Annotated in this window: 18 protein-coding genes; 3 read left to right on the forward strand and 15 right to left on the reverse strand. The window is 67.0% G+C overall.

Features of this window, described 5'->3' with window-relative positions; all coding sequences use genetic code 11:
- Positions 1–109: 109 nt before the first annotated feature.
- Positions 110–1951, forward strand: coding sequence for a CocE/NonD family hydrolase (locus ACW175_RS20375; RefSeq protein WP_492105018.1), 1842 nt, complete (start codon positions 110–112; stop codon positions 1949–1951).
- A gap of 6 nt (positions 1952–1957) precedes the next feature.
- Here ACW175_RS20375 and ACW175_RS20380 read toward each other — a convergent pair whose 3' ends face one another.
- The 9 genes from ACW175_RS20380 to ACW175_RS20420 form a co-directional block, all read right to left on the reverse strand.
- A complete protein-coding gene (locus ACW175_RS20380; protein ID WP_492101775.1) occupies positions 1958–3751 on the reverse strand; it encodes a methyl-accepting chemotaxis protein in 1794 nt (597 codons plus the stop codon).
- Positions 3752–3923: 172 nt separating this feature from the next.
- Complete coding sequence (locus tag ACW175_RS20385) at positions 3924–4247, reverse strand: hypothetical protein (RefSeq protein ID WP_492101776.1); 324 nt, start codon at positions 4245–4247, stop codon at positions 3924–3926.
- On the reverse strand, positions 4244–5350 hold the full coding sequence (locus tag ACW175_RS20390) for an IS5 family transposase (protein ID WP_492101777.1): 1107 nt from the start codon (positions 5348–5350) through the stop codon (positions 4244–4246). The genes ACW175_RS20385 and ACW175_RS20390 overlap by 4 nt, the downstream gene beginning before the upstream one ends.
- A gap of 76 nt (positions 5351–5426) precedes the next feature.
- The gene (gene gst / locus ACW175_RS20395) at positions 5427–6128 is read right to left on the reverse strand and encodes a glutathione transferase, Atu5508 family (RefSeq protein ID WP_492101778.1); all 702 of its coding nucleotides are present in this window, start codon (positions 6126–6128) and stop codon (positions 5427–5429) included.
- 91 nt (positions 6129–6219) lie between these two features.
- The gene (gene rpoC / locus ACW175_RS20400) at positions 6220–10410 is read right to left on the reverse strand and encodes a DNA-directed RNA polymerase subunit beta' (RefSeq protein WP_492101779.1); all 4191 of its coding nucleotides are present in this window, start codon (positions 10408–10410) and stop codon (positions 6220–6222) included.
- A gap of 178 nt (positions 10411–10588) precedes the next feature.
- A complete protein-coding gene (rpoB, locus tag ACW175_RS20405; protein WP_492101780.1) occupies positions 10589–14659 on the reverse strand; it encodes a DNA-directed RNA polymerase subunit beta in 4071 nt (1356 codons plus the stop codon).
- Between the two features lie 308 nt (positions 14660–14967).
- Positions 14968–15126, reverse strand: coding sequence for a hypothetical protein (locus tag ACW175_RS20410; protein ID WP_492101781.1), 159 nt, complete (start codon positions 15124–15126; stop codon positions 14968–14970).
- 68 nt (positions 15127–15194) lie between these two features.
- The gene (locus ACW175_RS20415) at positions 15195–15599 is read right to left on the reverse strand and encodes a hypothetical protein (RefSeq protein WP_492101782.1); all 405 of its coding nucleotides are present in this window, start codon (positions 15597–15599) and stop codon (positions 15195–15197) included.
- Between the two features lie 107 nt (positions 15600–15706).
- Positions 15707–16756 (reverse strand): WD40/YVTN/BNR-like repeat-containing protein, encoded by a 1050-nt coding sequence (locus ACW175_RS20420; protein ID WP_492101783.1) that lies wholly within the window; start codon positions 16754–16756, stop codon positions 15707–15709.
- A gap of 169 nt (positions 16757–16925) precedes the next feature.
- Here ACW175_RS20420 and hfsI point away from each other — a divergent pair, with 169 nt between their 5' ends.
- A complete protein-coding gene (gene hfsI, locus ACW175_RS20425) occupies positions 16926–18230 on the forward strand; it encodes a polysaccharide biosynthesis protein HfsI (RefSeq protein WP_492101784.1) in 1305 nt (434 codons plus the stop codon).
- 141 nt (positions 18231–18371) lie between these two features.
- Here hfsI and rplL read toward each other — a convergent pair whose 3' ends face one another.
- Both rplL and rplJ read right to left on the reverse strand, forming a co-directional pair.
- Positions 18372–18752, reverse strand: coding sequence for a 50S ribosomal protein L7/L12 (gene rplL, locus ACW175_RS20430; protein WP_099581159.1), 381 nt, complete (start codon positions 18750–18752; stop codon positions 18372–18374).
- Positions 18753–18799: 47 nt separating this feature from the next.
- The gene (gene rplJ, locus ACW175_RS20435; RefSeq protein WP_047403719.1) at positions 18800–19318 is read right to left on the reverse strand and encodes a 50S ribosomal protein L10; all 519 of its coding nucleotides are present in this window, start codon (positions 19316–19318) and stop codon (positions 18800–18802) included.
- A gap of 410 nt (positions 19319–19728) precedes the next feature.
- Here rplJ and ACW175_RS20440 point away from each other — a divergent pair, with 410 nt between their 5' ends.
- Complete coding sequence (locus ACW175_RS20440) at positions 19729–21093, forward strand: alpha/beta fold hydrolase (protein WP_492101785.1); 1365 nt, start codon at positions 19729–19731, stop codon at positions 21091–21093.
- Here the strand turns inward: ACW175_RS20440 and ACW175_RS20445 are convergent.
- The 4 genes from ACW175_RS20445 to rplA form a co-directional block, all read right to left on the reverse strand.
- Complete coding sequence (locus ACW175_RS20445; RefSeq protein ID WP_492105019.1) at positions 21090–22304, reverse strand: TIGR03862 family flavoprotein; 1215 nt, start codon at positions 22302–22304, stop codon at positions 21090–21092. The two genes, ACW175_RS20440 and ACW175_RS20445, sit on opposite strands and share 4 nt — an antisense overlap.
- The gene (locus tag ACW175_RS20450; protein WP_492101786.1) at positions 22288–22683 is read right to left on the reverse strand and encodes a type II toxin-antitoxin system VapC family toxin; all 396 of its coding nucleotides are present in this window, start codon (positions 22681–22683) and stop codon (positions 22288–22290) included. Before ACW175_RS20450 ends, ACW175_RS20445 begins: the two co-directional genes overlap by 17 nt.
- A complete protein-coding gene (locus ACW175_RS20455; RefSeq protein ID WP_492101787.1) occupies positions 22683–22922 on the reverse strand; it encodes a type II toxin-antitoxin system VapB family antitoxin in 240 nt (79 codons plus the stop codon). Before ACW175_RS20455 ends, ACW175_RS20450 begins: the two co-directional genes overlap by 1 nt.
- Positions 22923–23045: 123 nt before the next feature.
- Positions 23046–23732 (reverse strand): 50S ribosomal protein L1, encoded by a 687-nt coding sequence (rplA, locus tag ACW175_RS20460; RefSeq protein WP_492101788.1) that lies wholly within the window; start codon positions 23730–23732, stop codon positions 23046–23048.

A 23732-nucleotide genomic window follows, 5' to 3' on the forward strand; every position in this document is an offset into this window, starting at 1 on the left:
GCGCGCGGGCTCAAGGGGCGCGCCTTGGTTGTGAGGGGACATCATGCGTTTTTCGGCTTCGCTATGCGCCGCGCTGATCCTGGCCACGTCGACGACTCCGTCGGCGGTGATGGCTCAGGACTATTCGCAATTTTCCGACGCCGCGCTCGACAAGGAGTTGGCCGCCAAGGCCGACGTGCAGCTGTACGTCATGGTGCCGATGCGCGACGGGGTACGGCTGGCGACCCACGTCTATCGCCCCAAGGGCGCGACCGGGCCGCTGCCGACCATCCTGGTCAAGACGCCCTATAACGAGATGCCCTACAAGGCGGGGACCACGCGCGGCGCGCTGGACGCCATCAAGCACGGCTACGCCCTGGTGCTGCAGAACGAGCGCGGCCGCTACTACTCAGAAGGCGAGTGGGAGATCCTCGGCCATCCGCAGACGGACGGCTACGACACCCTGACCTGGATCGCCAAGCAGAGCTGGTCGAACGGCAAGGTCGGCACGCGCGGCTGCTCGTCGACGGCCGAGTGGCAGCTGGCCCTGGCCGGCCAGAACCACCCGGCCCACGCCGCCATGGTCCCGCAATCCTCGGGCGCCGGCATCGGCAAGGTCGGCGAGTTCCAGGAGCAGGGCAACTGGTACACCGGCGGCGTGCCGCGCAACCTGTTCTTCGTGTGGCTGTACGGCGTCGACAACCCGCTGCGCGCCCAGCCGCCCAAGGGCCTGGACTCCAAGACCATCGCCCGCCTGGCCAAGTACAACGACCTGGAGGCCAAGAAGCCCGAGGTGAACTGGCCCACCCAGATCCGCCACCTGCCGGTCAACGAGATGCTGCAGGACCTGGGCGAGCCCAAGGGCACGTTCGAGGAGCTGATCAACCGCGACGGCCCGGCCGACCCGGCCTGGCGCAAGGGCGGCCTCTATCACGACGACAAGGGCTGGGGCGTCCCGGCCCTGTGGTTCAATTCCTGGTACGACGTGTCGATCGGCCCGAACATGGCCCTGTTCAACCACGCCCGCACGGTGAACTCGGACAAGGAAGCCAGCGACAACCAGTACGCCATCGTCACGCCCAGCAACCACTGCGGCTTCAACGCCCGCACGCTGCAGGCTCCCTACAAGTCGGGCGACCGCGACATGGGCACGGTGAACTTCGACGCCGACAAGGAGGTCTACGCCTTCTTCGACCGCTGGCTGAAGGGCGACGTCAACGCCTTCCCGAAATCGACGCCGCCGGTCCGCTATTACGCGATGGGCGAGAACAGCTGGAAGCAGTCGGCCCAGTGGCCGCCGGAGGGCTCGGCCCCGATGAAGCTCTATCTGCGCTCCAGCGGCCGCGCCAACAGCCTGGCCGGCGACGGCAAGCTGACGACCGCCGCGCCGGGGGCCGGGGAGCAGGCAGACCGCTACGCCTATGATCCGGCCAATCCGGTCCAGACCGTGGGCGGCGGCGACTGCTGCAACGGCGGCCTGGTCATCGCCGGCGCCTTCGATCAGCGCGGCGTCGAGTCACGCCAGGACGTGCTCGTCTACACCAGCGAGCCGCTGACCGAACCGCTGGAGGTCTCGGGCTTCGTCCGCGCCTTCCTGAAGGTCTCGTCGGACGCCAAGGACACCGACTTCGCCGTGAAGCTGGTCGATGTCGGGCCGGACGGCACGGCCTATATCCTGGGCGACACCATCATGCGGGCCCGCTATCGCGACAGCTACGAGAAGCCCGTCATGATGACGGCCGGCCAGACCTACACGGTCAAGCCGACGCCGATCACCACCAGCAACACCTTCCTGCCCGGCCACCGCATCCGGGTGGAGGTCACCTCGTCCAACTTCCCGAAGTTCGTCCGTAACCTGAACACCGGCGGCGACAACGAGAAGGAGACCAAGTTCGTGGTCGCCAACAACGCCATCCACCACGCGGCCGGCGAGGAGTCGTACATCGAACTGCCGGTGGTGGGGCGGAAGTAGGACGGGCTAGGCGGCGCGTCGCATCGACGCCGCGCCGCCGACCTTGAACCGCTGCACCAGCGCGGCCAGGCCGTTGACCTCGTCCAGCAGCGCCTGGCTGGAGGCCGCCGAGCGGCTGGCCATCGCCGTGGTGTGCTGCGTGCCCTGGTCCATCTGGTTGACGGCCGTATTGACCTGGCCAAGGCCGGCGGACTGCTCCTGGGCCGAGGCGGCGATCTCGGTGATCACCGTGCTGATCGCGCCGACCTGGCTGGCGATGCGCTGCAGGGTCTGGCCGGCCGCGCCGACCAGCGACACGCCCGACTCCACCTGGCGCGCCGAGTCGCCGATGTGGATCTTGATCTCCTTGGCCGCGTCGGCCGAGCGCTGGGCCAGGGCCCGCACTTCCTGGGCCACGACCGCGAAGCCGCGACCGGCCTCGCCCGCGCGGGCGGCCTCGACGCCGGCGTTGAGGGCCAGAAGGTTGGTCTGGAAGGCGATCTCGTCGATCACCCCGATGATCTGGGCCACCTGGCGCGACGAGGCCTCGATGCCGCCGATCGCCTCGACCGCCGAAGCGACAACCTCGCGGCTCCGGCCGGCCTCGACCTGGGCCGCGCTGACGGCGCCGTGGGCTTCCTTGGCGCCCTCGGCCGTGCGGCGGACGGTGGCGGTGATCTCGTCGAGGGCGGCGGCGGTCTCCTCAAGACTGGCGGCCTGGGCCTCGCTGCGGCGCGACAGGTCGTCGGCGGCCGTGGCGATGCCGCCGGCCCCCGCGTTCAGCCCCGCCACGGCCGAGACCACGGCCGCCATGGCGCCCTCCAGCCCCTCGACGGCGCGGTTGAAGTCGGCGCGCAGCCCCTCGTAGTCGTGGGCGAACGGTTCGGTCAGGCGCACGGTCAGGTCGCCATCCGAAAGGCGATGCAGGCTCTCGGCCAGACGGCGGACCACCTGGGCCTGCTCGGCGGAACGGCGGGCGTTGTCGGCCCCGGCCGCATCGCGCTCGGCTTCCGAGGCCTCGCGATGGGCGGCGGCCTCGGCGGCGATGCGTTTCTTCTCCAGCGCCTCGTCGCGGAAGCGGTGAACGGCGTCGGCCATCAGGCCGATGTCGTCCGCTCGGCCGGCGAACGGGAGGGTGACGGTCAGGTCGCCGCCCATCAACCGGCTCATGGCGTCGCGCAAGGTCGACAGCGGCGACAGCTGGCGGCGGGTCATGAAGACCGAGACCCCGCCTCCGGCCGCCCCCAGCAGCACGCAGGCCAGGGCCAGCAAGGTCAGCTGACGATACACAGGCTGGAAGTAGTCAGCCTGCGGCACGCCGACATAGAGCACGCCGATCACCTGGCCCGACGAATCCTTGATCGGGTCGTAGGCGACGAAGAACGGCTTGCCGAGGATCTTTGCCTCGCCACGATAGGCCTCGCCCTTGCCCAGCACCGCGTCATGGACGGGCCCCTTGGCCAGGGCGGTGCCGACGGCGCGCGAGCCGTCCGTCTTGGTGACGTTGGTGGTGATCCGCGTGTCGCCCATGAAGACGGTGGCGGTGCCGCCGACCAGGCTCTTCACCCGATCGACGCCGTCGAAGTCGCCGTTAAGGACGTGGTCGCCGACCAGCAGCCTGTCACCCTCGCGCCGGAAGCTCTTGCCCCGCTCGCCGATGACGTCCCACGCCACCCGCATGCTGGACTCCTGCGCCTGCGTCGCCTGGCGACGGGCGAAGTCCAGGGAGCTTTGCGCCACGATCGCCAGGACCGCGACGGTCAGGACGACGAAGGCGGCGGCGATGGTCAGGCTGACCTTGGTGGAGATGCTGGCGCGCATGGGCTCTGGGCTTTTGAGGCGGATCAAAAACCTGCATCGCGCACATGGTTTAAAATCTTGATGAATATCAATGTTATGGAAGCTTCACAGCGACCTTCCGCGACACTCTGTCGCGGAATGACCGCCGCCGCCGCTTGCGATACTCCCCAATAGGAAGAAGGAGAGCGGCGCTCTAGCAGGCTGTTGAAGAAGCCTCCCGTCTGGCGATGAAGTTGGCTTCGTCGCCGCCGTGGAAGCAGATCTGGCCCTTGAGGGAGCCGTCGGGCTGGAGTTGAGCCCATCCGTCGCCCTGGGCCTCATCCATTTCGTCGTTTCCGCGCCAGTCGAACTGCACGGCGTCGTGGTCGCCGGCGGCGGCGAAGGCGCCAGTGACGCAGCCGAAGGCGAACTGGCCATGGGTGGCTTCGAAGAGGATGTAGGCGGGCTCCATCATGTCCCGATAGTCGTCAGTGTAGTCGGGCGTCTGGACGATGCGCCACTGGCCCAGGACGCTCATGCCGGGGCCGCCAGGAGCTTGGGCAGACGGATCAGGTTGTAGGCCGCCAGCGCCAGGGTGAAGGCGGCGTCGACCTTGGCGCGGCCGCGCACCTTGACCTTGGCTAGGCCGGCCGAGCCCTTGATCCAGCCGAACACCTCTTCGATGCGCTTGCGACATCGCTGGCTGATCGCATAGCCGGGGTGGCGCTTGGTGCGGCCGTCAATGGCGGTCGAGCGCGGCTTGCCCAGCTTGGACAGGTGGCCATCGACGGCGATGTGCGGTGTCACCCGGCGCGCCCGAAGTTGGCCAATGAAGTCGCGCACGTCATAGGCCTTGTCGGCGCCCAGGGTGATCCGACGCCGGCCGCTTCTTCGGTCCAGCATCGCCACAGCCGCCTCGCGCTCGGCTGTGCCCGTGGCCAGGGTCACCCCACCATCCGTCACCAGGCCATGGCGGTTCTCCATCAGGGCGTGGCCCATATAGCAGAGCCTCGCCGGCTGGCCGTCGCCCTTCTTATAGAGCCGAGCCTCAGGATCGGTGGTGCTGCGGTGCGTCTGGTTGGAACGCTTCTCCTTGTGGAAGCCGCGCTCGGCGTTGCGACCCGGCCCCTCGGGATCGCTGTCGTCGCCATCGACCCTGCGGAAGCTCTTGGTCGACGCCCAGGCTTCGATCAGCGTGCCGTCCACCGAGAAGTGGTCTGACGACATCAGCCGCTTCACCCGAGGCTGGGCCAGCACCGCGCGCAGGAACTTGCCGGCGATCTCGCCCGCCAACAGCCGGTCGCGGTTCTTGGTGAAACTGGAATGATCCCAGGCCGCATCGTCCACGCCAAGACCTACAAACCAGCGGAACAGCAGGTCAAACTCCATCCGCTCCATCAACTGGCGCTCCGATCGGATGCCGTAGAACGCCTGCAGCAGCATGGCGCGCAACAACCGTTCCGGCGGGATCGACGGACGTCCCAGCCTCGGCGGATAGAGCGCCGCGAAGTCCGCGCTCAAATCCCCAAGCGCCCCGTTCGCGATCTCCAGGATCGGCCGCAAGGGATGATCGCGCCGAACCCGAGCATCCAGATCTACATATGAGAACAGCGACCCCGTCCGCTCGTCCGACCCGCGCATCCACCCCTCCAGAGCTCCCGCCCAAAGAGTGAATCATGTCGAACTCCGCCCCGCTACGGACTTCTTCAACAGCCTGCTAGGTCTTCAACACATTCCGTAGCGACGCCTCGATCTGGCCGCCGGACCAGGCGTCGCCGTAGTCCTCGCGGGCCTTGCCGGCCAAAGCGCGCAACGGCGGCAGGGCGGCGACGCGGCGGACAAGGGCGGCGGTCATCGGCGCGGCATCGTCGAGGATCTGGCCGATGGCGTCGAAGCGTTCGATCAGGGTCGACCACAGGGTGGCCGTGACGACATCGGCGATCCCCGCCGCCTCGCCGCCCAGCAGGAAGCCCCCGTCGGCCTTCAGGCCGTGGCGGCGGCCGGTCTCCTCCCAGAACGACATCCACTTCCGTAGGCGGGGCACGAACGCCGCCCAGCTCTTCTCGGTCCACATCTCGCGGCCGCCGTCGTTGGTCAGCTCGTCGATGACGTCGTTGGCGTCGCAGATGACCTTCAAGGTCAGGGCGCGCAGCACCGGCGTCCCCGGCATCAGGTCCAGCGTCTCGCCCAGATACAGGATCACCGCGGGCATCTGCGCGATCGCCACCTTGGCCTTGGTGTCGACCAGCATCGGCGGCCCCATGAACGGGACCGGCATCGCCTTCAGCGGACCGCCCATCAGGTCCGAGATCTTCGCGTCGCCAGCCTCGGTCCAGGTCTTGCCGGCGTGGGCCAGGACCGCCCGCACGAACTGGCCGCGAAACGGCGCGGACCAGTAGTAGAGCTCATAGTCGGACATGGGGGGACCCCTGGCGGTGGACGTCCCAGACCAACGAAAAAAGGCCCGGGATCGCTCCCGGGCCTTTCCGCTAGTCAGTCACCCGTGACTGTTATTCGGCGTCCGCGAGCGCGATCTCGGCCGGCAGCGGCTCCATCGCGTCTTCGCGCTGCTGGGCCAGTTGCTCGTCGCGCTTGGCGGCGACGCGCTGCAGGCTGCGCAGGTAGGAACCCGTACCAGCGGGGATCAGACGACCCACGATGACGTTTTCCTTCAGGCCTTCCAGGGTGTCGGTCTTGCCGTGCACCGAGGCTTCGGTCAGGACGCGGGTCGTTTCCTGGAACGACGCGGCCGAGATGAAGCTCTTGGTCTGCAGCGAGGCCTTGGTGATGCCCAGCAGCACCGGCTGGGTCACAGCCGGACGACCGCCACGGGCGACAGCCTTGTCCTGTTCCTTGTCGAACTCCGGCTTATCAAGGTGGTCGCCCTTGATCAGGCCGGTGTCGCCGGGCTCGAGGATCTCGACCTTCTGCAGCATCTGACGAACGATCGTCTCGATGTGCTTGTCATTGATCGGCACGCCCTGCAGTCGATAGACCTCCTGGATCTCGTCGACGAGGAAGTTCGCCAGGGCCTCGACGCCCAGGATGCGCAGGATGTCGTGCGGATCCGGGTTGCCGTCGATGATGTACTCGCCCTTGGAGATGAAGTCCCCGTCGTGGACGGCGATGTGCTTGCCCTTCGGGATCAGGAACTCGACCGCCTCGGCCTGGTTGCCATCGGCGTCGACGTCCGGCGTGATCTTGATCCGGCGCTTGTTCTTGTAATCCTTGCCGAATTCGACACGACCGTCCATTTCCGCGATGACCGCGCAGTCCTTGGGACGGCGGGCTTCGAAGAGTTCGGCGACGCGCGGCAGACCACCGGTGATGTCCCGGGTCTTGGCGCCTTCGGTCGGGATACGCGCGATCACTTCACCCGGCTTCACTTCGTCGCCATCGGCGACGGAGAGAATGGCGCCGGCCGACAGGAGATAGCGAGCCTCGCCGCCGTTGCTCAGGCGCTTGTACGAGCCGTCTTCCGACAGCACGCCCATGGCCGGACGCAGGTCCGAACCGCGGGCCGACGTACGCCAGTCGGCGATGACGCGCTGGGCGATGCCGGTCGCTTCGTCGACTTCCTCGCGGATGGACAGGCCATCCACCAGGTCTTCGGCGCGGATCTTGCCGGCCACTTCGGTGATGATCGGGGTGGTGTAGGGGTCCCAATCGCCGAGGCGCTGGCCGCGCTTGACCAGGTCGCCGTCCTTGACCCGCAGGCGGGCGCCGTACGGCGGCTTGTAGGTTTCGCGCTCCTTGCCGTCGACCAGCACGCTGACCGAGGTGTTGCGGCTCATGATGACCAGCGCGCCGTCGGCGCCAATAACGGTCGGGCCGATCACGCGGACCGTACCCTCGTTGGAGGCTTCGAAGAACGACTGCTCGGCCACCTGGGCGGTGCCGCCGATGTGGAACGTACGCATGGTCAGCTGCGTGCCGGGCTCACCGATGGACTGGGCGGCGATGACGCCGACCGCTTCGCCGATGTTCACCGGGGTGCCGCGGGCCAGGTCGCGACCATAGCAGGCGCCGCAGACGCCGACCTTGGCTTCGCAGGTCAGGACCGAGCGGACCTTCACCGACTGGACGACCGCCGCCTCGATGGCGTCGGCGATGTTCTCGTCGACATAGGTGTCGGCCGGAACCACCAGCTCGCCGGTGCTCGGGTTCTTGACGTCCTCGGCCGTGAAGCGGCCCAGAACGCGCAGACCCAGCGAGACCAGAACGTCGCCGCCCTCGACGACGGCGCGCAGGGTGATGCCCCGCGTGGTGCCGCAGTCTTCCTCGACGATGATGCAGTCCTGCGCGACGTCGACCAGACGACGGGTCAGGTAGCCCGAGTTGGCCGTCTTCAGCGCGGTGTCCGCCAGGCCCTTACGAGCGCCGTGGGTCGAGTTGAAGTACTCCTGAACGGTCAGGCCTTCCTTGAAGTTCGAGACGATCGGGGTCTCGATGATCTCGCCGGAGGGCTTGGCCATCAGGCCGCGCATGCCGCCCAGTTGCTTCATCTGAGCTTGCGAACCACGAGCGCCGGAGTGGGCCATCATGTAGATGGCGTTGATTTCCTTCTCGCGGCCGTTCTCGTCCTTATGCTTCATCTGAAGCTCGGCCATCATCTCGTCGGCGACGCGGTCGGTGGCCTTGGCCCAGGCGTCAACGACCTTGTTGTACTTCTCGCCCTTGGTGATCAGGCCGTCGGCGTACTGTTGCTCGTACTCTTCGGCCAGGCTGCGGGTTTCGGCGACGATCGCCTCCTTCCGCTTCGGGATGATGATGTCGTCCTTGCCGAAGGAGATGCCGGCCTTGGCGGCTTCCTTGAAGCCCAGACCCATGATCTTGTCGGCGAAGATGACCGTCGCCTTCTGACCGCAGTGGCGGTAGACGATGTCGATCAGATTGCCGATTTCCTTCTTGGTCAGCGCCTTTTCGATCAGGCGGTGGCCAATCTGCGGGTGGTGCGGCAGCAGGGCGGCGATCTTCATGCGGCCCGGCGTGGTGTCGATCACCTTGCGCAGCAGCTTGCCTTCCGGGGTCATCTCGGTGTGGCGCGCCTTGATCTTGGCGTGCAGCGAGACGACGCCGGCGTCCATGGCGGCTTCGATTTCACCCAGGTCGGCGAAGATCTTGCCTTCGCCCGGCTCACCCTCGCGGGCGACCGACAGGTAGTACAGGCCCAGGACGATGTCCTGCGACGGCACGATGATCGGGCGACCGTTGGCGGGCGACAGGATGTTGTTGGTCGACATCATCAGGACGCGCGCTTCCAGCTGAGCTTCCAGGCTCAGCGGGACGTGCACGGCCATCTGGTCGCCGTCGAAGTCGGCGTTGAACGCGGCGCAGACCAGCGGGTGCAGCTGGATGGCCTTGCCCTCGATCAGCTTCGGTTCGAACGCCTGGATGCCCAGGCGGTGAAGCGTCGGGGCGCGGTTCAGCATGACCGGGTGCTCGCGGATGACCTCTTCGAGGATATCCCACACCTGCGGCTGTTCGCGCTCGACCATGCGCTTGGACTGCTTGACGGTGCCCGACAGGCCCTTGGCGTCCAGACGCGCGTAGATGAACGGCTTGAACAGCTCCAGGGCCATCTTCTTGGGCAGGCCGCACTCGTGCAGCTTCAGCTCGGGACCGACCACGATGACCGAACGGCCGGAATAGTCGACGCGCTTGCCCAGCAGGTTCTGGCGGAAGCGGCCTTGCTTGCCCTTCAGCATGTCGGCCAGCGACTTCAGCGGACGCTTGTTGGCGCCCGTGATGACGCGACCGCGACGGCCGTTGTCGAACAGGGCGTCGACCGACTCCTGCAGCATCCGCTTTTCGTTGCGGATGATGATGTCGGGGGCGCGCAGCTCGATCAGGCGCTTGAGGCGGTTGTTACGGTTGATGACCCGGCGATACAGGTCGTTCAGGTCCGAGGTCGCGAAGCGGCCGCCGTCCAGCGGCACCAGCGGACGCAGTTCCGGCGGAATGACCGGAACCACCGTCAGCACCATCCACTCGGGACGGTTGCCCGACTCCTGGAAGGCTTCCAGGATCTTCAGGCGCTTCGAAAACTTCTTCTGCTTCATGTCCGAGACGGTGCCGGACAGCTCCTCGCGCAGACGCTCGGCCTCTTTCTCGAGGTCGATGGCCTTCAGCAGGTTCTGGACGGCCTCGGCGCCGATCTCGGCGGTGAAGCTGTCGTCGCCGTACTCTTCCTGGGCGCGCATGTAGTCGTCTTCCGACAGCAGCTGGTGCTGCTTCAGCGGGGTCAGGCCCGGCTCGGTGACGATGTAGTATTCAAAGTACAGGACGCGCTCGATGTCCTTCAGCGGCATGTCGAGCATCATGGCGATACGCGAGGGCAGCGACTTCAGGAACCAGATGTGGGCGACCGGCGAGGCCAGTTCGATGTGGCCCATGCGCTCGCGACGGACGCGGGCCAGGGTGACTTCGACACCGCACTTTTCGCAGATGATGCCCTTGTATTTCATGCGCTTGTACTTGCCGCACAGGCATTCGTAGTCCTTGGTCGGGCCAAAGATACGGGCGCAGAACAGGCCGTCACGCTCGGGCTTGAACGTGCGGTAGTTGATGGTTTCCGGCTTCTTGATCTCGCCGAACGACCACGAGCGGATCTTTTCCGGCGAGGCCAGCGAAATGCGGATCTGGTCGAAGGTCGGAGCGGCCTGGACCGGATTGAAGATGTTCAGGACTTCCTGGTTCATCTTGGTTCCTTCTGCGGGATCACCCGCGAAAAATTCTCTTTAGAGCGCTCCTCCCCCGCGTTGCGGGGGAGGTGGCGGCGAAGCCGACGGAGGGGGCTAGCTGGAGATCGGCCGAGTTGGCCCCCTCCGTCCCTCCGGGACACCTCCCCCGCATCGCGGAGGAGGATCCTCAATCGACTCAGCTGTTCTCCAGCTCGACGTTCAGGCCGAGCGAGCGCATTTCCTTGACCAGCACGTTGAAGCTTTCCGGGATACCGGCTTCGAACGTGTCGTCGCCACGGACGATCGACTCGTAGACCTTGGTCCGGCCGGCCACGTCGTCGGACTTCACCGTCAGCATTTCCTGCAGGGTGTAGGCCGCGCCGTAGGCTTCCAGAGCCCACACTTCCATTTCCCCGAAGCGCTGACCGCCGAACTGGGCCTTACCACCCAGCGGCTGTTGCGTGACGAGCGAGTACGGACCGATCGAACGGGCGTGGATCTTGTCGTCGACCAGGTGGTGCAGCTTCAGCATGTAGATGTAGCCGACCGTGACCGGACGCTTGAACTGCTCGCCGGTCAGACCGTCGTACAGGATCGACTGACCCGACTTGTTGACGCCGGCCATTTCGAGGTGGTCCTCGATATCGCTCATGCGCGCGCCGTCGAACACGGGGGTGGCGATCGGAACGCCCTTGCCCAGGTTCTTGGCCAGCTCGATCAGACCCTCTTCGGTGTCAGGCAGTTCTTCGTCCGGGCCGTAGATGTCACGCAGGCGCGTCACCAGGGCTTCCTTCTGACCGCCGTGCTGCCAGTCTTCCAGCAGGTTGGTGATCTGCTTGCCGAGGTTGGCGCAGGCCCAGCCGAGGTGGGTCTCGAAGATCTGACCGACGTTCATGCGCGAGGGCACGCCCAGCGGGTTCAGAACGACGTCGACGTGCGTCCCGTCGGCGAGGAACGGCATGTCCTCGATCGGCAGGATGCGCGAGATGACGCCCTTGTTGCCGTGACGGCCGGCCATCTTGTCGCCCGGCTGCAGCTTGCGCTTCACGGCCACGAAGACCTTGACCATCTTCATGACGCCCGGGGGCAGTTCGTCGCCGCGCTGCAGCTTGTCGACCTTGTCTTCGAAACGACGGTCGAGGCGCTTGCGGTTCTCGTCGAACAGGCGGCGCAGGCTTTCCAGTTCGCCCATCGCCTTCTCGTCCTCGAGGGCGATCTGCCACCACAGGCCCGAAGCCACCTGGCTAAGGTTCTCGGCGGTGATCTCGCCGCGCGACAGGCCCTTGGGACCCGACAGCGCGACCTTGCCGATCAGCAGTTCCTTCAGGCGGCCCGAGATGTTGCGGTTCAGGATCGTGAACTCATCGTCGCGGTCCTTGCCCAGACGGTCGATCTCGGCCCGTTCGATGGCCAGGGCGCGTTCGTCCTTGTCGACGCCGTGACGGTTGAACACGCGCACGTCGACGATCGTGCCGGCGACGCCCGGGGGCAGGCGCAGGCTGGTGTCGCGGACGTCCGAGGCCTTTTCACCGAAGATGGCGCGCAGGAGCTTTTCTTCCGGCGTCATCGGGCTTTCGCCCTTCGGCGTGACCTTGCCGACCAGGATGTCGCCCGGCTGGACCTCGGCGCCGATCGCCACGATGCCGGCTTCGTCGAGGTTGCGCAGGGCTTCCTCGCCGACGTTCGGGATGTCGCGGGTGATTTCTTCCGGACCCAGCTTCGTGTCGCGGGCCATGACTTCGAATTCCTCGATGTGGATCGAGGTGAAGACGTCGTCGCGGACGATGCGTTCGGAGATCAGGATCGAGTCTTCGAAGTTGTAGCCGTTCCAGGGCATGAACGCGACGAGCGCGTTGCGGCCCAGGGCCAGTTCGCCCAGCTCGGTCGAGGGACCGTCGGCGATGATGTCGCCCGAGTTGATCCGGTCGCCAACCTTCACCAGCGGGCGCTGGTTGATGCAGGTCGACTGGTTCGAACGCTGGAACTTCGACATCCGGTAGATGTCGACGCCCGAACGGGCCGCGTCGGTTTCCTCGGTGGCGCGGATGACGATACGCGTACCGTCGATCTGCTCGACCACGCCGGTGCGCTTGGCGATGACGACGGCGCCCGAGTCACGGGCGACGACGGCTTCCATGCCGGTGCCGACCAGCGGGGCGTCCGACTGCACCAGCGGCACGGCCTGACGTTGCATGTTCGAGCCCATGAGGGCGCGGTTGGCGTCATCGTTTTCGAGGAACGGGATCAGGGCGGCGGCCACCGACACGACTTGGCGCGGCGACACGTCCATCAGGTCGACCGTTTCCTTTTGCAGGAGGGTCGGTTCGCCGTTGATGCGGCCCGGCACCAGGTCGTCGACGATCTCGCCTTCGAACACCGCGATGTTCGACTGGGCGATGACGTGCTTGGATTCCTCCATCGCCGACATGTAGACGACTTCGTCCTGCGGCTTGCCGTCCTTCACGCGACGGTACGGGCTCTCGATGAAGCCGTACTTGTTGACGCGGGCGTGGGTGGCCAGCGAGTTGATCAGACCGATGTTCGGGCCTTCCGGCGTTTCAATCGGGCAGATCCGGCCGTAGTGGGTCGGGTGAACGTCGCGGACCTCGAAGCCGGCGCGCTCGCGGGTCAGACCGCCCGGGCCGAGGGCCGAGAGACGACGCTTGTGGGTGATTTCCGACAGCGGGTTCGTCTGGTCCATGAACTGCGACAGCTGCGAGGAGCCGAAGAATTCACGCACGGCGGCCGCGGCCGGCTTGGCGTTGATCAGGTCGTGCGGCATCACGGTGTCGATGTCGACGGACGACATGCGTTCCTTGATGGCGCGTTCCATGCGCAGCAGGCCGACGCGGTACTGGTTTTCCAGCAGCTCACCGACCGAGCGGACGCGACGGTTGCCCAGGTTGTCGATGTCGTCGATTTCGCCACGACCGTCGCGCAGGCCCACCAGGACCTTCAGCACGGCCAGGACGTCGTCCTTGCGCAGGATGCGGACTTCGTCCGACACGTCCTGCTCCAGGCGCATGTTCATCTTCACGCGGCCCACCGACGACAGGTCGTAGCGCTCGGCGTCGAAGAACAGCGACTTGAACATCGCTTCGGCCGCTTCAACGGTCGGCGGCTCGCCCGGACGCATGACGCGATAGATGTCGAACAGCGCGTCCTCGCGGACGGCGTTCTTGTCCACGCGCAGGGTGTTGCGCATGTAGGCGCCGACCGTGACGTGGTCGATGTCCAGCACGTCGATGGTGTCGAAGCCTTGGTCGGCCAGGGCCTGGATCGAGGTGACGTCCAGCTCGTCGCCGGCTTCGGCGTAGATTTCACCGGTCGAGAAGTTGACCGCGTCGCGCGCCAGATAGCGGCCCGTCAGGGCTTCCGGGGCCAGCAGCAGGGTCTTCAGACCGCCGTCGGCGAACTTCTTGGCCTGGCGAGCCGTGATCTTGGTGCCGGCCGGAGCGACTTCCTCGCCGGTGTCGGCGTCGACCAGCGGGAACTCCGGCTTCACGCCGCGCCAGCGCTCGGGCTTGTACGGGGTGGCCCAGCCGCCCGAACGCTTTTCGAACGGGACGACGTCGTAGAACGTGGTCAGGATCTCTTCGCCGTCCATGCCCAGGGCATAGAGGAAGGTCGTGGCCGGCAGCTTGCGGCGACGGTCGATGCGGACGTAGACGATGTCCTTGGCGTCGAACTCGAAGTCCAGCCACGAGCCGCGGTACGGGATCACGCGGGCGGCGAACAGCAGCTTGCCCGAGGCGTGGGTCTTGCCCTTGTCGTGGTCGAAGAACACGCCCGGCGAGCGGTGCATCTGCGAGACGATGACGCGCTCGGTGCCGTTGACGATGAAGGTGCCCTTGTCCGTCATGAGCGGGATATCGCCCATGTAGACGTCCTGCTCCTTGATGTCCTTGACCGAGCGGGCGCCGGTTTCTTCTTCGGTCTCGAACACGATCAGGCGCAGCTTGACCTTCAGCGGCGCGGCGAAGGTCATGTCGCGCTGGATGCACTCTTCAACGTCGTACTTGGGCTCTTCGAATTCGTACGAAACGTATTCGAGCACCGCGCGCTCGTTGAAGTCCTTGATCGGGAAGACCGACTTGAAGACCGCCTCGACGCCTTCGTCGCGGCGTTGGCCCGGACGGACCTCGCGCTGAAGGAACTGCTCGTAGGAAGAGCGCTGAACCTCGATCAGGTTCGGCATCTGCACAGCTTCGGGGATGCGGCCGAAAGACTTCCGGATCCGCTTCTTGCCGGTGAAGGATTGCGCCATGTTGTTTCCCTGCGGCGCGGACGGAATCCGCGCGTGAATTAGAATGTCCGTAGCGTCCACCCTCGCCGCTCGCCTTCTCAGGGAGCCGCGGACGCTGGAATTCCCCTATCGGGCGACCGGGATCGGAAGCCTGATGGGCGCCCCTTCGCGCGGATCGGAGGGCGGCTGATCGCGCCTCGGGGCGTAATACGGACGCGCCAAAGCGCTCCGCCGATGTAATCGTGAACGCGGGGATATAGGGGAACGAAGCGCGGAAGGAAAGGGGGATTCGTAAACGGGCGTAAATAGGCCTCGCGCGGACGAAATCCCTAGGCCTTCTTCATCATCTTCATCACCAGCGAGACGCCCAGGGCGATCAGGCAGACGAAGAACGCGACCTTGGTGATGGCGCCGGCCACGTTGGCGACGAAACCCAGGATCCCGAACAGGATCATCAGGACGAGCAGGACACCGGCGACCTTGAGCATGGCGAAGCTTCCTTGGAGACCAACCCGCCAATAGCGCACGGCGACGCTTGGCGTTCCCAGGTTCTAGACTAGGCGCTGAAGTCCACGAATTGCGGAACGGCCGTCCCGCCCAGCGGCTGGCCCTTGCGCTTGGCTTCCTCGCGCGCCGCCTCCATCGCCTCGTCGATCTTGCGCCGTACATACTCGTCGATCTGCTGCATGGCCTTGGCCCGGGCCTCCGGCGACATGGCGTCCAGCTTTTCCTGGGTCAGGCCCATCGCCTTCATGGCCTCGTCCTTCCAGCGCCTGACCTTCTCGGCCCAGGCCTCAGCCTTGGCCTGCTTGGCGAAGGCGGTGAGGCCCTTCTCGCGAACCTTGTCGACGTCGCTGCTTTCGCCCGTATCGACGCGGACGGTCGCGGTTCCCCGCGTGCGCTCGGCGCTCGCGGCGGCATAGGCCGACCAGTTTCCGTTTCCGATACCCGAGACCGACATCCCGTCCTCCGAGGCGAACACGCCTGGAGGTTGCAAGAATCACACCAACGCGAGTGGCGTTGAAAACCCTCGGCTTTCGCCGAAGCGAGGCGGCGCCTTTTGCCGCCTCAGGCGCGCCAGAGCCCGATCGCGCCCTTCGGTCCGCACAGCACCGCCGACTTCTCCGAACCGAGCCGCACCGTGTTCATCGGCGCGGCCGAGACCCGCTGGAACGGCCCGCCCTTGCGGCTGACGATGGTCCCGGCCAGGCCGGTGGCCATCACGGTCGAGCCCTTGACCGAGATCCCCGACAGGTAGCCGGTCGGCGCGGCGACTGGCTCGAAGCTCACCCGGCCCGGATCCAGCCGCGCCAGGTTGACGCCCTCGGCGCGGGGCTTCTGGTAATCGCCGCCGCAGACCCACAGCGCCCCGTGCTTGTCATAGGCCACCGCGAAGGCGCCCTTGGACGGCGCGTCGGCCAGGATCGGCGTGTCCAGCGCCACGAAGACACCGCCCCCGCCGCGCGAGACATAGACCCGCGCCTTGCCCGCGCCGCCGGAGCAGAAGGCGACCTGGCCGCGGGGGCCGATCGCCACGCAGCCATTGCTGGCGGCGAAGGCTCCCTCGTTCGGCGCTGCCGGAGGCACGCCCTCGTCCTTCAGCCGCGCCCAGGTCTCGCCGCCATCGGCGGTGTAGAGCACCGTGAACCGCCCCTGGGTCGGGTCGCCCAGGATGAAGCCGCGCCGGCTGTCGACGAAGGCGATCGAGTCCCAGAAGCCTTCCGGATCCGGGTTGGCGGCGATGCGCTTCCAGGTCTTGCCGCCGTCCTTGGTGCGCCACAGCTGCGAGGCCTCGCCGGGGCCGGCGCTCATGGCCAGGACATGGTTGTCGTCGAAGGCGTGCAGCCCCCGGAAGTCCAGCTTCTCGGCCCCGACGATCCGCATCGCGTCCTGCCGCTCGTCATGCCCGCGGATCAGCCAGCCCTTAGAGCCCGAGGCCCAGTAGCGCTTGCCGCCGGTCGGCGAGAGGCCGCGCAGCTCGGTGTCGGCCACCGAGGCCGGCATACGGATGCCGCCAACGCCCTGAGCGAGCTCGTCCTGGGCCAAGGCCGGCGTCGCGACCAGGCTGGGCGAGACCGTCAAGGCGGCGGCGGTGGCGAGGAAGTCTCTGCGCTTCAAGATGCGGCTCCTGCGAATCTTGGTCATCAGGCGGGCAAATCGGCGTCCGCGCAAGCGATCGCGCGGGGCGGCGAGGCTCGCGGCCCGACGAAATCTCCGGTTTCAGCGGCAGTTAATATCTGGCGGTTAACAATGATCCTTTCGATTTCGCGGCCGGAGAGAGGGCTGAATGTCGACGCCCTACCGCCTGTATGCCGAAGAGGCGCCGCGGGCCTTCGACGTGGCGTCGGACACCGCCCAGCCGCGGATCGACATCCCTTTCTGGACCTGCGTCTTCGCGACGCTGATCTTCAGCCAGTTCTACCTGATGCTGTTCACCGGCCCCGGCACCGGCGGGGCGAACCCGTCGTCGAGCGCGGCCAACAGCCAGTCCGCCGCCCTGCGGATGATCTTCTTTCCGGTCTATCTGGCCGTCCTGATCACCATCTGCGCGCGCCCCGCGCGCTTCCTTGCCGCCCTGGCCCGGTCCTGGCTGCTGCTGGGACTCCTGAGCGTCGCGGTCGCCTCGGTGTTCTGGAGCCTGCAGCCCGACGTGACCCAGCGCCGGCTGGTCGCGGTCGTGTTCACCACCTTGGCCGGGGTGTTGCTGGCCGAGCGCTTCGAATGGCCCAAGACCCTGGAGGTCCTGGCCGCCACGTTCGCCTTCGTCGTCGTGCTGTCCTTCGTCTTCGGCCTGCTGATGCCGGCCTATGGCGTGATGTCGGTGGACTTCCCCGGCGCGTGGCGCGGCGTCTACGGGTTCAAGAACCAGCTGGGCTACGCCATGTCGCTGGCGACGCCGACCTTCCTGGCCGCCGCCATCGCCAACCCCCAGCGGCGCAAGCTGTGGCTGGGCTTCGCCGCCGGCGCCCTGGCCCTGATCCTGCTGTCGACGTCGAAGACGGCCCTGCTCTCGTGCCTGGCGGGCCTGGCCTTCGTGCCGCTGATCGCCCTGTGCCGGCGGGGGCCGGCGCTGGGCGCGCTGGCGATCCTGGCCGCCGTCAGCGCCCTCGCCCTCGGCGGCGCGGTCCTGTGGCTGGCGCCCGAGGCGGTCTTCGGCCTGATCGGTCGCGACGCCACCTTCACCGGCCGCACCCTGATCTGGGACGCCGTCCACCGGCAGATCCAGCATCAGCCGATGACCGGCTACGGCTACGGTGCGGTCTGGGACGACCAGTCGGGACGGGGGCCGGTCGCCTGGATCTCGCACGACCAGGGCTTCACGATCTTCTCCGCCCACAACACCATCCTCGGCGTCTGGCTGGAGCTTGGCTATATCGGCGTCGCCGCCTGGCTGATGCTGCTGGTCGGGGCCTGGCTGAAGGGCCTGCTGCGCCTGGCGACCGCGCCGGCCTATTTCTTCCTGCCGTTCCTGGTGATCTTCACCCTGCACAGCCTGACCGAGGCCGATGCGCTGATCCAGAACGACCTGGGCTGGGTGATCTTCTCGATGACCGTGACCAAGCTGGCCCTGCCCTGGCGCTCGGCGGACTGACACCCGCCAGGAGCGGACGCTCCCGCGCCTCACATCCCCAAAAGGGAAACGGCCCCGGAGGTTTCCCTCCGAGGCCGCTCGGCAGTCCTGGATCCCGGCTTTCGCCGGGATAAGTCGTTCCACGCTGACGCGTGGACCAACTTACTTGATTTGGACGGTGGCGCCGGCTTCCGTGAGCTTCTTGGCGACTTCGTCGGCTTGGGCCTTCGAGACGTTTTCGACGACGTTCTGCGGAGCGCCTTCGACCAGGTCCTTGGCTTCCTTCAGGCCGAGGTCCGGACGGACGCCGCGGACTTCCTTGATCACGTTGATCTTCTTGTCGCCACCGTTCGTCAGAACGACGGTGAACTCGGTTTGCTCTTCAGCGGCTTCAACCGGGGCGGCGGCGCCACCAGCGGCGGCGACGGCGACCGGAGCGGCGGCCGAGACGCCCCACTTTTCTTCCAGCAGCTTCGACAGTTCAGCGGCTTCCAGCACCGACAGGGTGGACAGTTCTTCGACCAGCTTTTCGAGCTTCGACATGTGTCAGTTCCTAAAGAGAGATTGGGATAGATATGCGGGGATGACCGTTACGCGGCGTCTTTGGTCGCGTAGGCGTTGAAAACGCGAGCCAGCTGGGCAGCCGGGGCCTGCAGGACGCCAGCGATCTTGGTCGCCGGAGCCTGGATGAGGCCGATAAGCTTGCCACGCAGTTCGTCCAGCGACGGCAGGGTCGCCAGAGCACGCACGCCGGCTTCGTCGAGCACGTTGGTCTGGTCCAGAACGCCACCGACAATCTTGAGCTTGTCGTTTTCCTTGGCGTACTGAACCGCGATCTTCGCGGCCGAGACGGCGTCCGGGCCGTAGGCGATGGCGACCGGGCCAGTGAACAGGGCGGAGCCCGTATCACCAAGCTTGCCGTCCAGAGCCTTGAGGGCCAGGGTGTTCTTCACAACCTTGATCGCGGCGCCTTCCTTGCGGAGGCGAAGACGAAGGTCGGTCATTTCCGCAACGGTCAGACCCATGTAGTGGGTCACGACGACAGCGCCGGCGTCGGTGAACACGCTTTTCAGCGATTCAATCGACTCCTGCTTTTGAGCGCGGTCCATTGCGGTCTCCTACTCAGTTAGCAGCGGCCGGACCATTCCGGCAGCCAGATGCGGTCCCATGCGGAATTGCTCCCGCGCGCGAGTCGCATATGCCTGTTCCAAGGAAAGTCGGCCGCGCTCCGATCTCGGACATGCCTTCCGAAGAAGGGGCCCTCCTGGGAAGGCGTCGCGAGCAGGAGACCTTGGCGTCTCTATCCCTGTCTCCCGACGGCGAGGAAGGGCTCTTCCTCGATTACGGCGTTGGTGACCCCACGCCCCGTAGTTCTCAAACAGGTTCTCCGTCGGACCGGAGTCCAGCGAAGAGGCGCGCCGTATAGACGAAGTGGGGGAGGATATCAACACCCGCGCGCCTTCTTCTCCCGCGAGAGGAGAAGGGTGATAGTGCGCCCAAGCTCCAAGGGGGATCCGCCATGCACCGCACCGCCGCCGCGTTCACCGCGCTTCTGCTGGCCTTCGCCAGTTCCGTCTGGGCCAGTCCCGCCTTCGCCGAGCTGAAGGCCCCGCCGACGCCGCGGGCCGTGGTCGCCGATCCGGCGCGCGACAAGGACCATCCCGCCGACATGGCCGCCTTCCAGGTCGACATCGCCGGGTCCAAGGTCAACGCCATCCTCTACACGGCCTCGGGGACGCAGCCGCATCCGACGATACTGTTCCTGCACGGCTTCCCGGGCAACGAGACCAATATCGACCTGCTGCAGGCCGTGCGCCGGGCCGGCTGGAACGCCATGCGGATCAACTATCGCGGCTCGTGGGGAAGCGAAGGCAAGTTCAGCTTCGCCAACGCCCGCGCCGACGGCGAGGCGGCGGTGGCCTGGCTGCTGGATCCGGCCAATGTCGCCAAATACCACATCGACGTGAAGCGCATCGTCGTGGCCGGCCACAGCATGGGCGGCTTCATGGCCGCCGACGCCGTCGCCGCCGAACCGCGCGTGGCCGGGGCGGTGCTGATCGACTCGTGGGACATCGGCAAGGAAGCCGCCCAGATCACGAGCGACCAGGCCCGCAAGGCCGCGATCGAGGGCATGCGGCCCGACACCGCCCCGTTGGCCACGACCCCTGAAGCCCTGGTCGCCGAGATCGAGCGCGACGCGATCAAGCTGGACCTCGAGAACCTCACCGCCAGCATCTCCGACCGTCCGGTGCTGCTGATCGGCGCCGAGTTCGCCGGCGCGCCCGGCACGCGCAAGCTGGCCGCCGCCGCCAAGTCCGCCGGGGCCAAGGACCTGACCGAGGCCTACTATCCCACCGACCACAGCTTCTCGGACGCCCGCATCGCGCTGGAGAGCGAGGTGATCCGCTGGCTGGCGCGGTTCGACCCGACGATCGCGCCGGCCGGGTCGCGCATTCCGCTGAAGGCCGCTTACGATCCGAACAACCCGTTCGCCAAGATCATCCGCGGCGAGCTGCCGGCCTGGAAGGTCTATGAGGACGCCGACGTGCTGGCCTTCATGGACCGCGCCCCGCTGGAGGCCGGCCACGTGCTGGTGATCTCCAAGACCTCCAAGGCCCGAAACCTGCTGGACATGGATCCCAACGACCTCGCCAAGGTCATGGCCGTCGCCCAGAAGGTCGGCCAGGCGGAGGTGGACGCCCTGGGGCTGGAGGGCTTCATGCTGATCCAGAACAATGGCGTCGGCCAGAGCGTGCCGCACCTGCATGTCCACGTGATCCCGCGCATCGCCGGCAAGCCCGTCTATCTGGCGGAGAACGCGCCGGCCGATCCGAAGGACCTGGAGGCCATGGCGGCCAAGATCCGGGCGGCGATGAAACCCTAAAGCCGCGCCAGCGCCTGCTTCCCCGCCGCCATGCCGGTGGCGAAGCAGGCCTGCAGCAGGTAGCCGCCGGTCGGGGCCTCCCAGTCCAGCATCTCGCCGGCCAGGATGACGTCGGGGCGGCCCTTCAGCGCCAGGCCGTCCAGGCTCTCGAACCGCACGCCGCCGGCCGCCGAGATGGCGCGGTCCAGTGGCTGGACAGCGGTCAGCACGATCGGCGCGGCCTTGATCGCCTGGGCCAGCGCCGCCGGTTCGGCGGGCAGGTCGAGGCCGTGCGCCTCGCGCAACAGATTGACCTCGACCGGCGACAGCTTGACCGCCTTGCGCAGGAAGTTGGCCAGGCTCTGGCCGCCGCGCGGCGCGCCCAGCCGGCGCGCCAGGGTTTCGACCGGAATGTCCGGCCGCAAGTCGATGCTCAGCACCGCCCGCCCGTCAGCTTCAACCGCGTCGCGTAGGCTGGCCGCCAGGGCGTAGACCGCTCCGCCCTCCAGGCCGTAACCCGCGACCATGGCGTCGCCCCGCGCGCTGGCCTCGCCATGGCGCAGGCCGATGTTCTTCAGCGGCTCGCCAGCGAAGCGCTCGCGGAAGATCGGGCTCCAGGCGACGTCGAAGCCGCAGTTGGCGGCGCGGAACGGCGCGACGTCCGCGCCCTGCCCCTCCAGCGCCGGAACCCAGGCCGCGTCCGAACCCAGCTTGGCCCAGCTGGCCCCGCCCAGCGCCAGCACCACCGCCCGCGCTCGCACGACCTCGCCATTGATCAGCAGGCCGCCGTCGGCGCTCCAGCCGGTCCATTCAGCCCGCGTGCGCAAGGCGACGCCCTGCCCCTCAAGGCGCGCCAGCCAGGCCCGCAGCAGCGGCGAGGCCTTCATCGCCTTCGGAAACACCCGACCGCTGGCCCCGACGAAGGTCGGCTGGCCCAGCCCCTCGGCCCAGGCCGTGAGATCCTTGGGCGCGAACGCCTCCAGCAGCGGCGCCAAGGCTCCCGACCGCGCGCCGTAGCGCTGGCCGAACCGCTCGAAGTCCTCGGAATGGGTGAGATTGAGCCCGCCGCGCCCGGCCATCAGGAACTTGCGCCCGAAGGTCGGCATCTTCTCGAACACCGCCACGGACTTGCCCGCGCGCGCCACGGTCTCGGCCGCCATCAGCCCGGCCGGCCCGCCGCCAATCACGGCGACGTCGAAGGTCTGGTCGCTCACCTCAGGCCGCCTCGATATCCGTCAGGGCGAAGTCGTCGCCCTTGTAGAGCAGCGGCACGCCATGAACCTTGGCGCACGCATAGGCGAAGCAATCGCCCATGTTGAGCTTGGCGGGGTGGACGCCCTTGCCGAAGCGGGCATGGGCTTCGAGGGCGACCGCTTCCTCGGAAACCCCGATCGAGACGGTGCTAGCCCCAACCCTCGCCATATAGGCGCGGGTCAATTCCGCCGCTCGCGCCGGCTCGACCTGAATGGACTTGGCGACGGCGCGGACGGTTTCCCAGACAGCGATTGGGGAAACCAGCACCGCGCGCGCTCCCAGCAAGCGCTCCTCGAGTATCAACGCCTCGGGTTCGTTGGCTAGAATGGCGACCCAGGCCGAAGCATCGACAAACATCAGTCGCCGTTGATTTCGTCGAAGAACGCCTTGTCCGCGACCTCACCGGTCCGAGGATAGCTGTTGAGCTCATCCCGGATCGCCTTCAGCGCCGCGCGCCGCTTGGCCAGATCGTCTTCATCGGCCGCGCGCGCCTTGGTCACGGCCAGCTTGATGGCCTCATCGATGCCGACGCGCTGTTCTTCGGCGTAGGACCGCACCATCGCGTCGGCCTCGGGATCACGAACGTGAATAGACATCGAAACCTCCACCTTGGGCCGAAGATAACATCGCCCGGCCGCCCCGCCAAACCCCAGCCCAAACGCAAGACGGGCGCTGGATCGCTCCAGCGCCCGTCCAGGTAGCTTAAGCTTCAGCGGCGATTAGCCGACCGAGGCGGTGTCCACCTTGAAGCCCGGACCCATCGTCGACGACAGGCCGATGCGCTTCACGTAGACGCCCTTGGCGCCCGACGGCTTCGCACGGTTCAGGGCTTCGATCAGAGCCTTGACGTTGATGACCAGGGCTTCGTCGGTGAACGAGGCCTTGCCGATGCCGGCGTGGACGATGCCCGCCTTCTCGACGCGGAACTCGACAGCGCCGCCCTTGGCGTCCTTGACGGCTTGGCCGACGTTCGGCGTCACGGTGCCGACCTTCGGGTTCGGCATCAGGCCGCGCGGGCCCAGCACCTTACCGAGGCGACCGACCAGGGCCATCATGTCCGGCGACGCGATGACGCGGTCGAAGTCCATGAAGCCGCCGGCGATCTTTTCGTACAGGTCTTCGGCGCCGACGTGCTCGGCGCCCGCCGCGGTCGCTTCAGCGGCCTTGGCGTCCTTGGCGAAGACGGCGACGCGGACGTCACGGCCCGTGCCCGACGGCAGGTTCACGACGCCGCGGACCTGTTGGTCGGCGTGACGCGGATCGACGCCGAGGTTGACCGAGATTTCGATCGACTCGTCGAACTTGGCCTTGGCGTTGGCCTTGACCAGGGCGATGGCGGCTTCGACCGAGTGAGCGGCCTCACGGTCGCCGGTCCAGGCCTTGATGCGCTTGGGTTGCTTAGCCAT

This window comes from Caulobacter sp. FV1ye6ST (genome assembly GCF_058681225.1).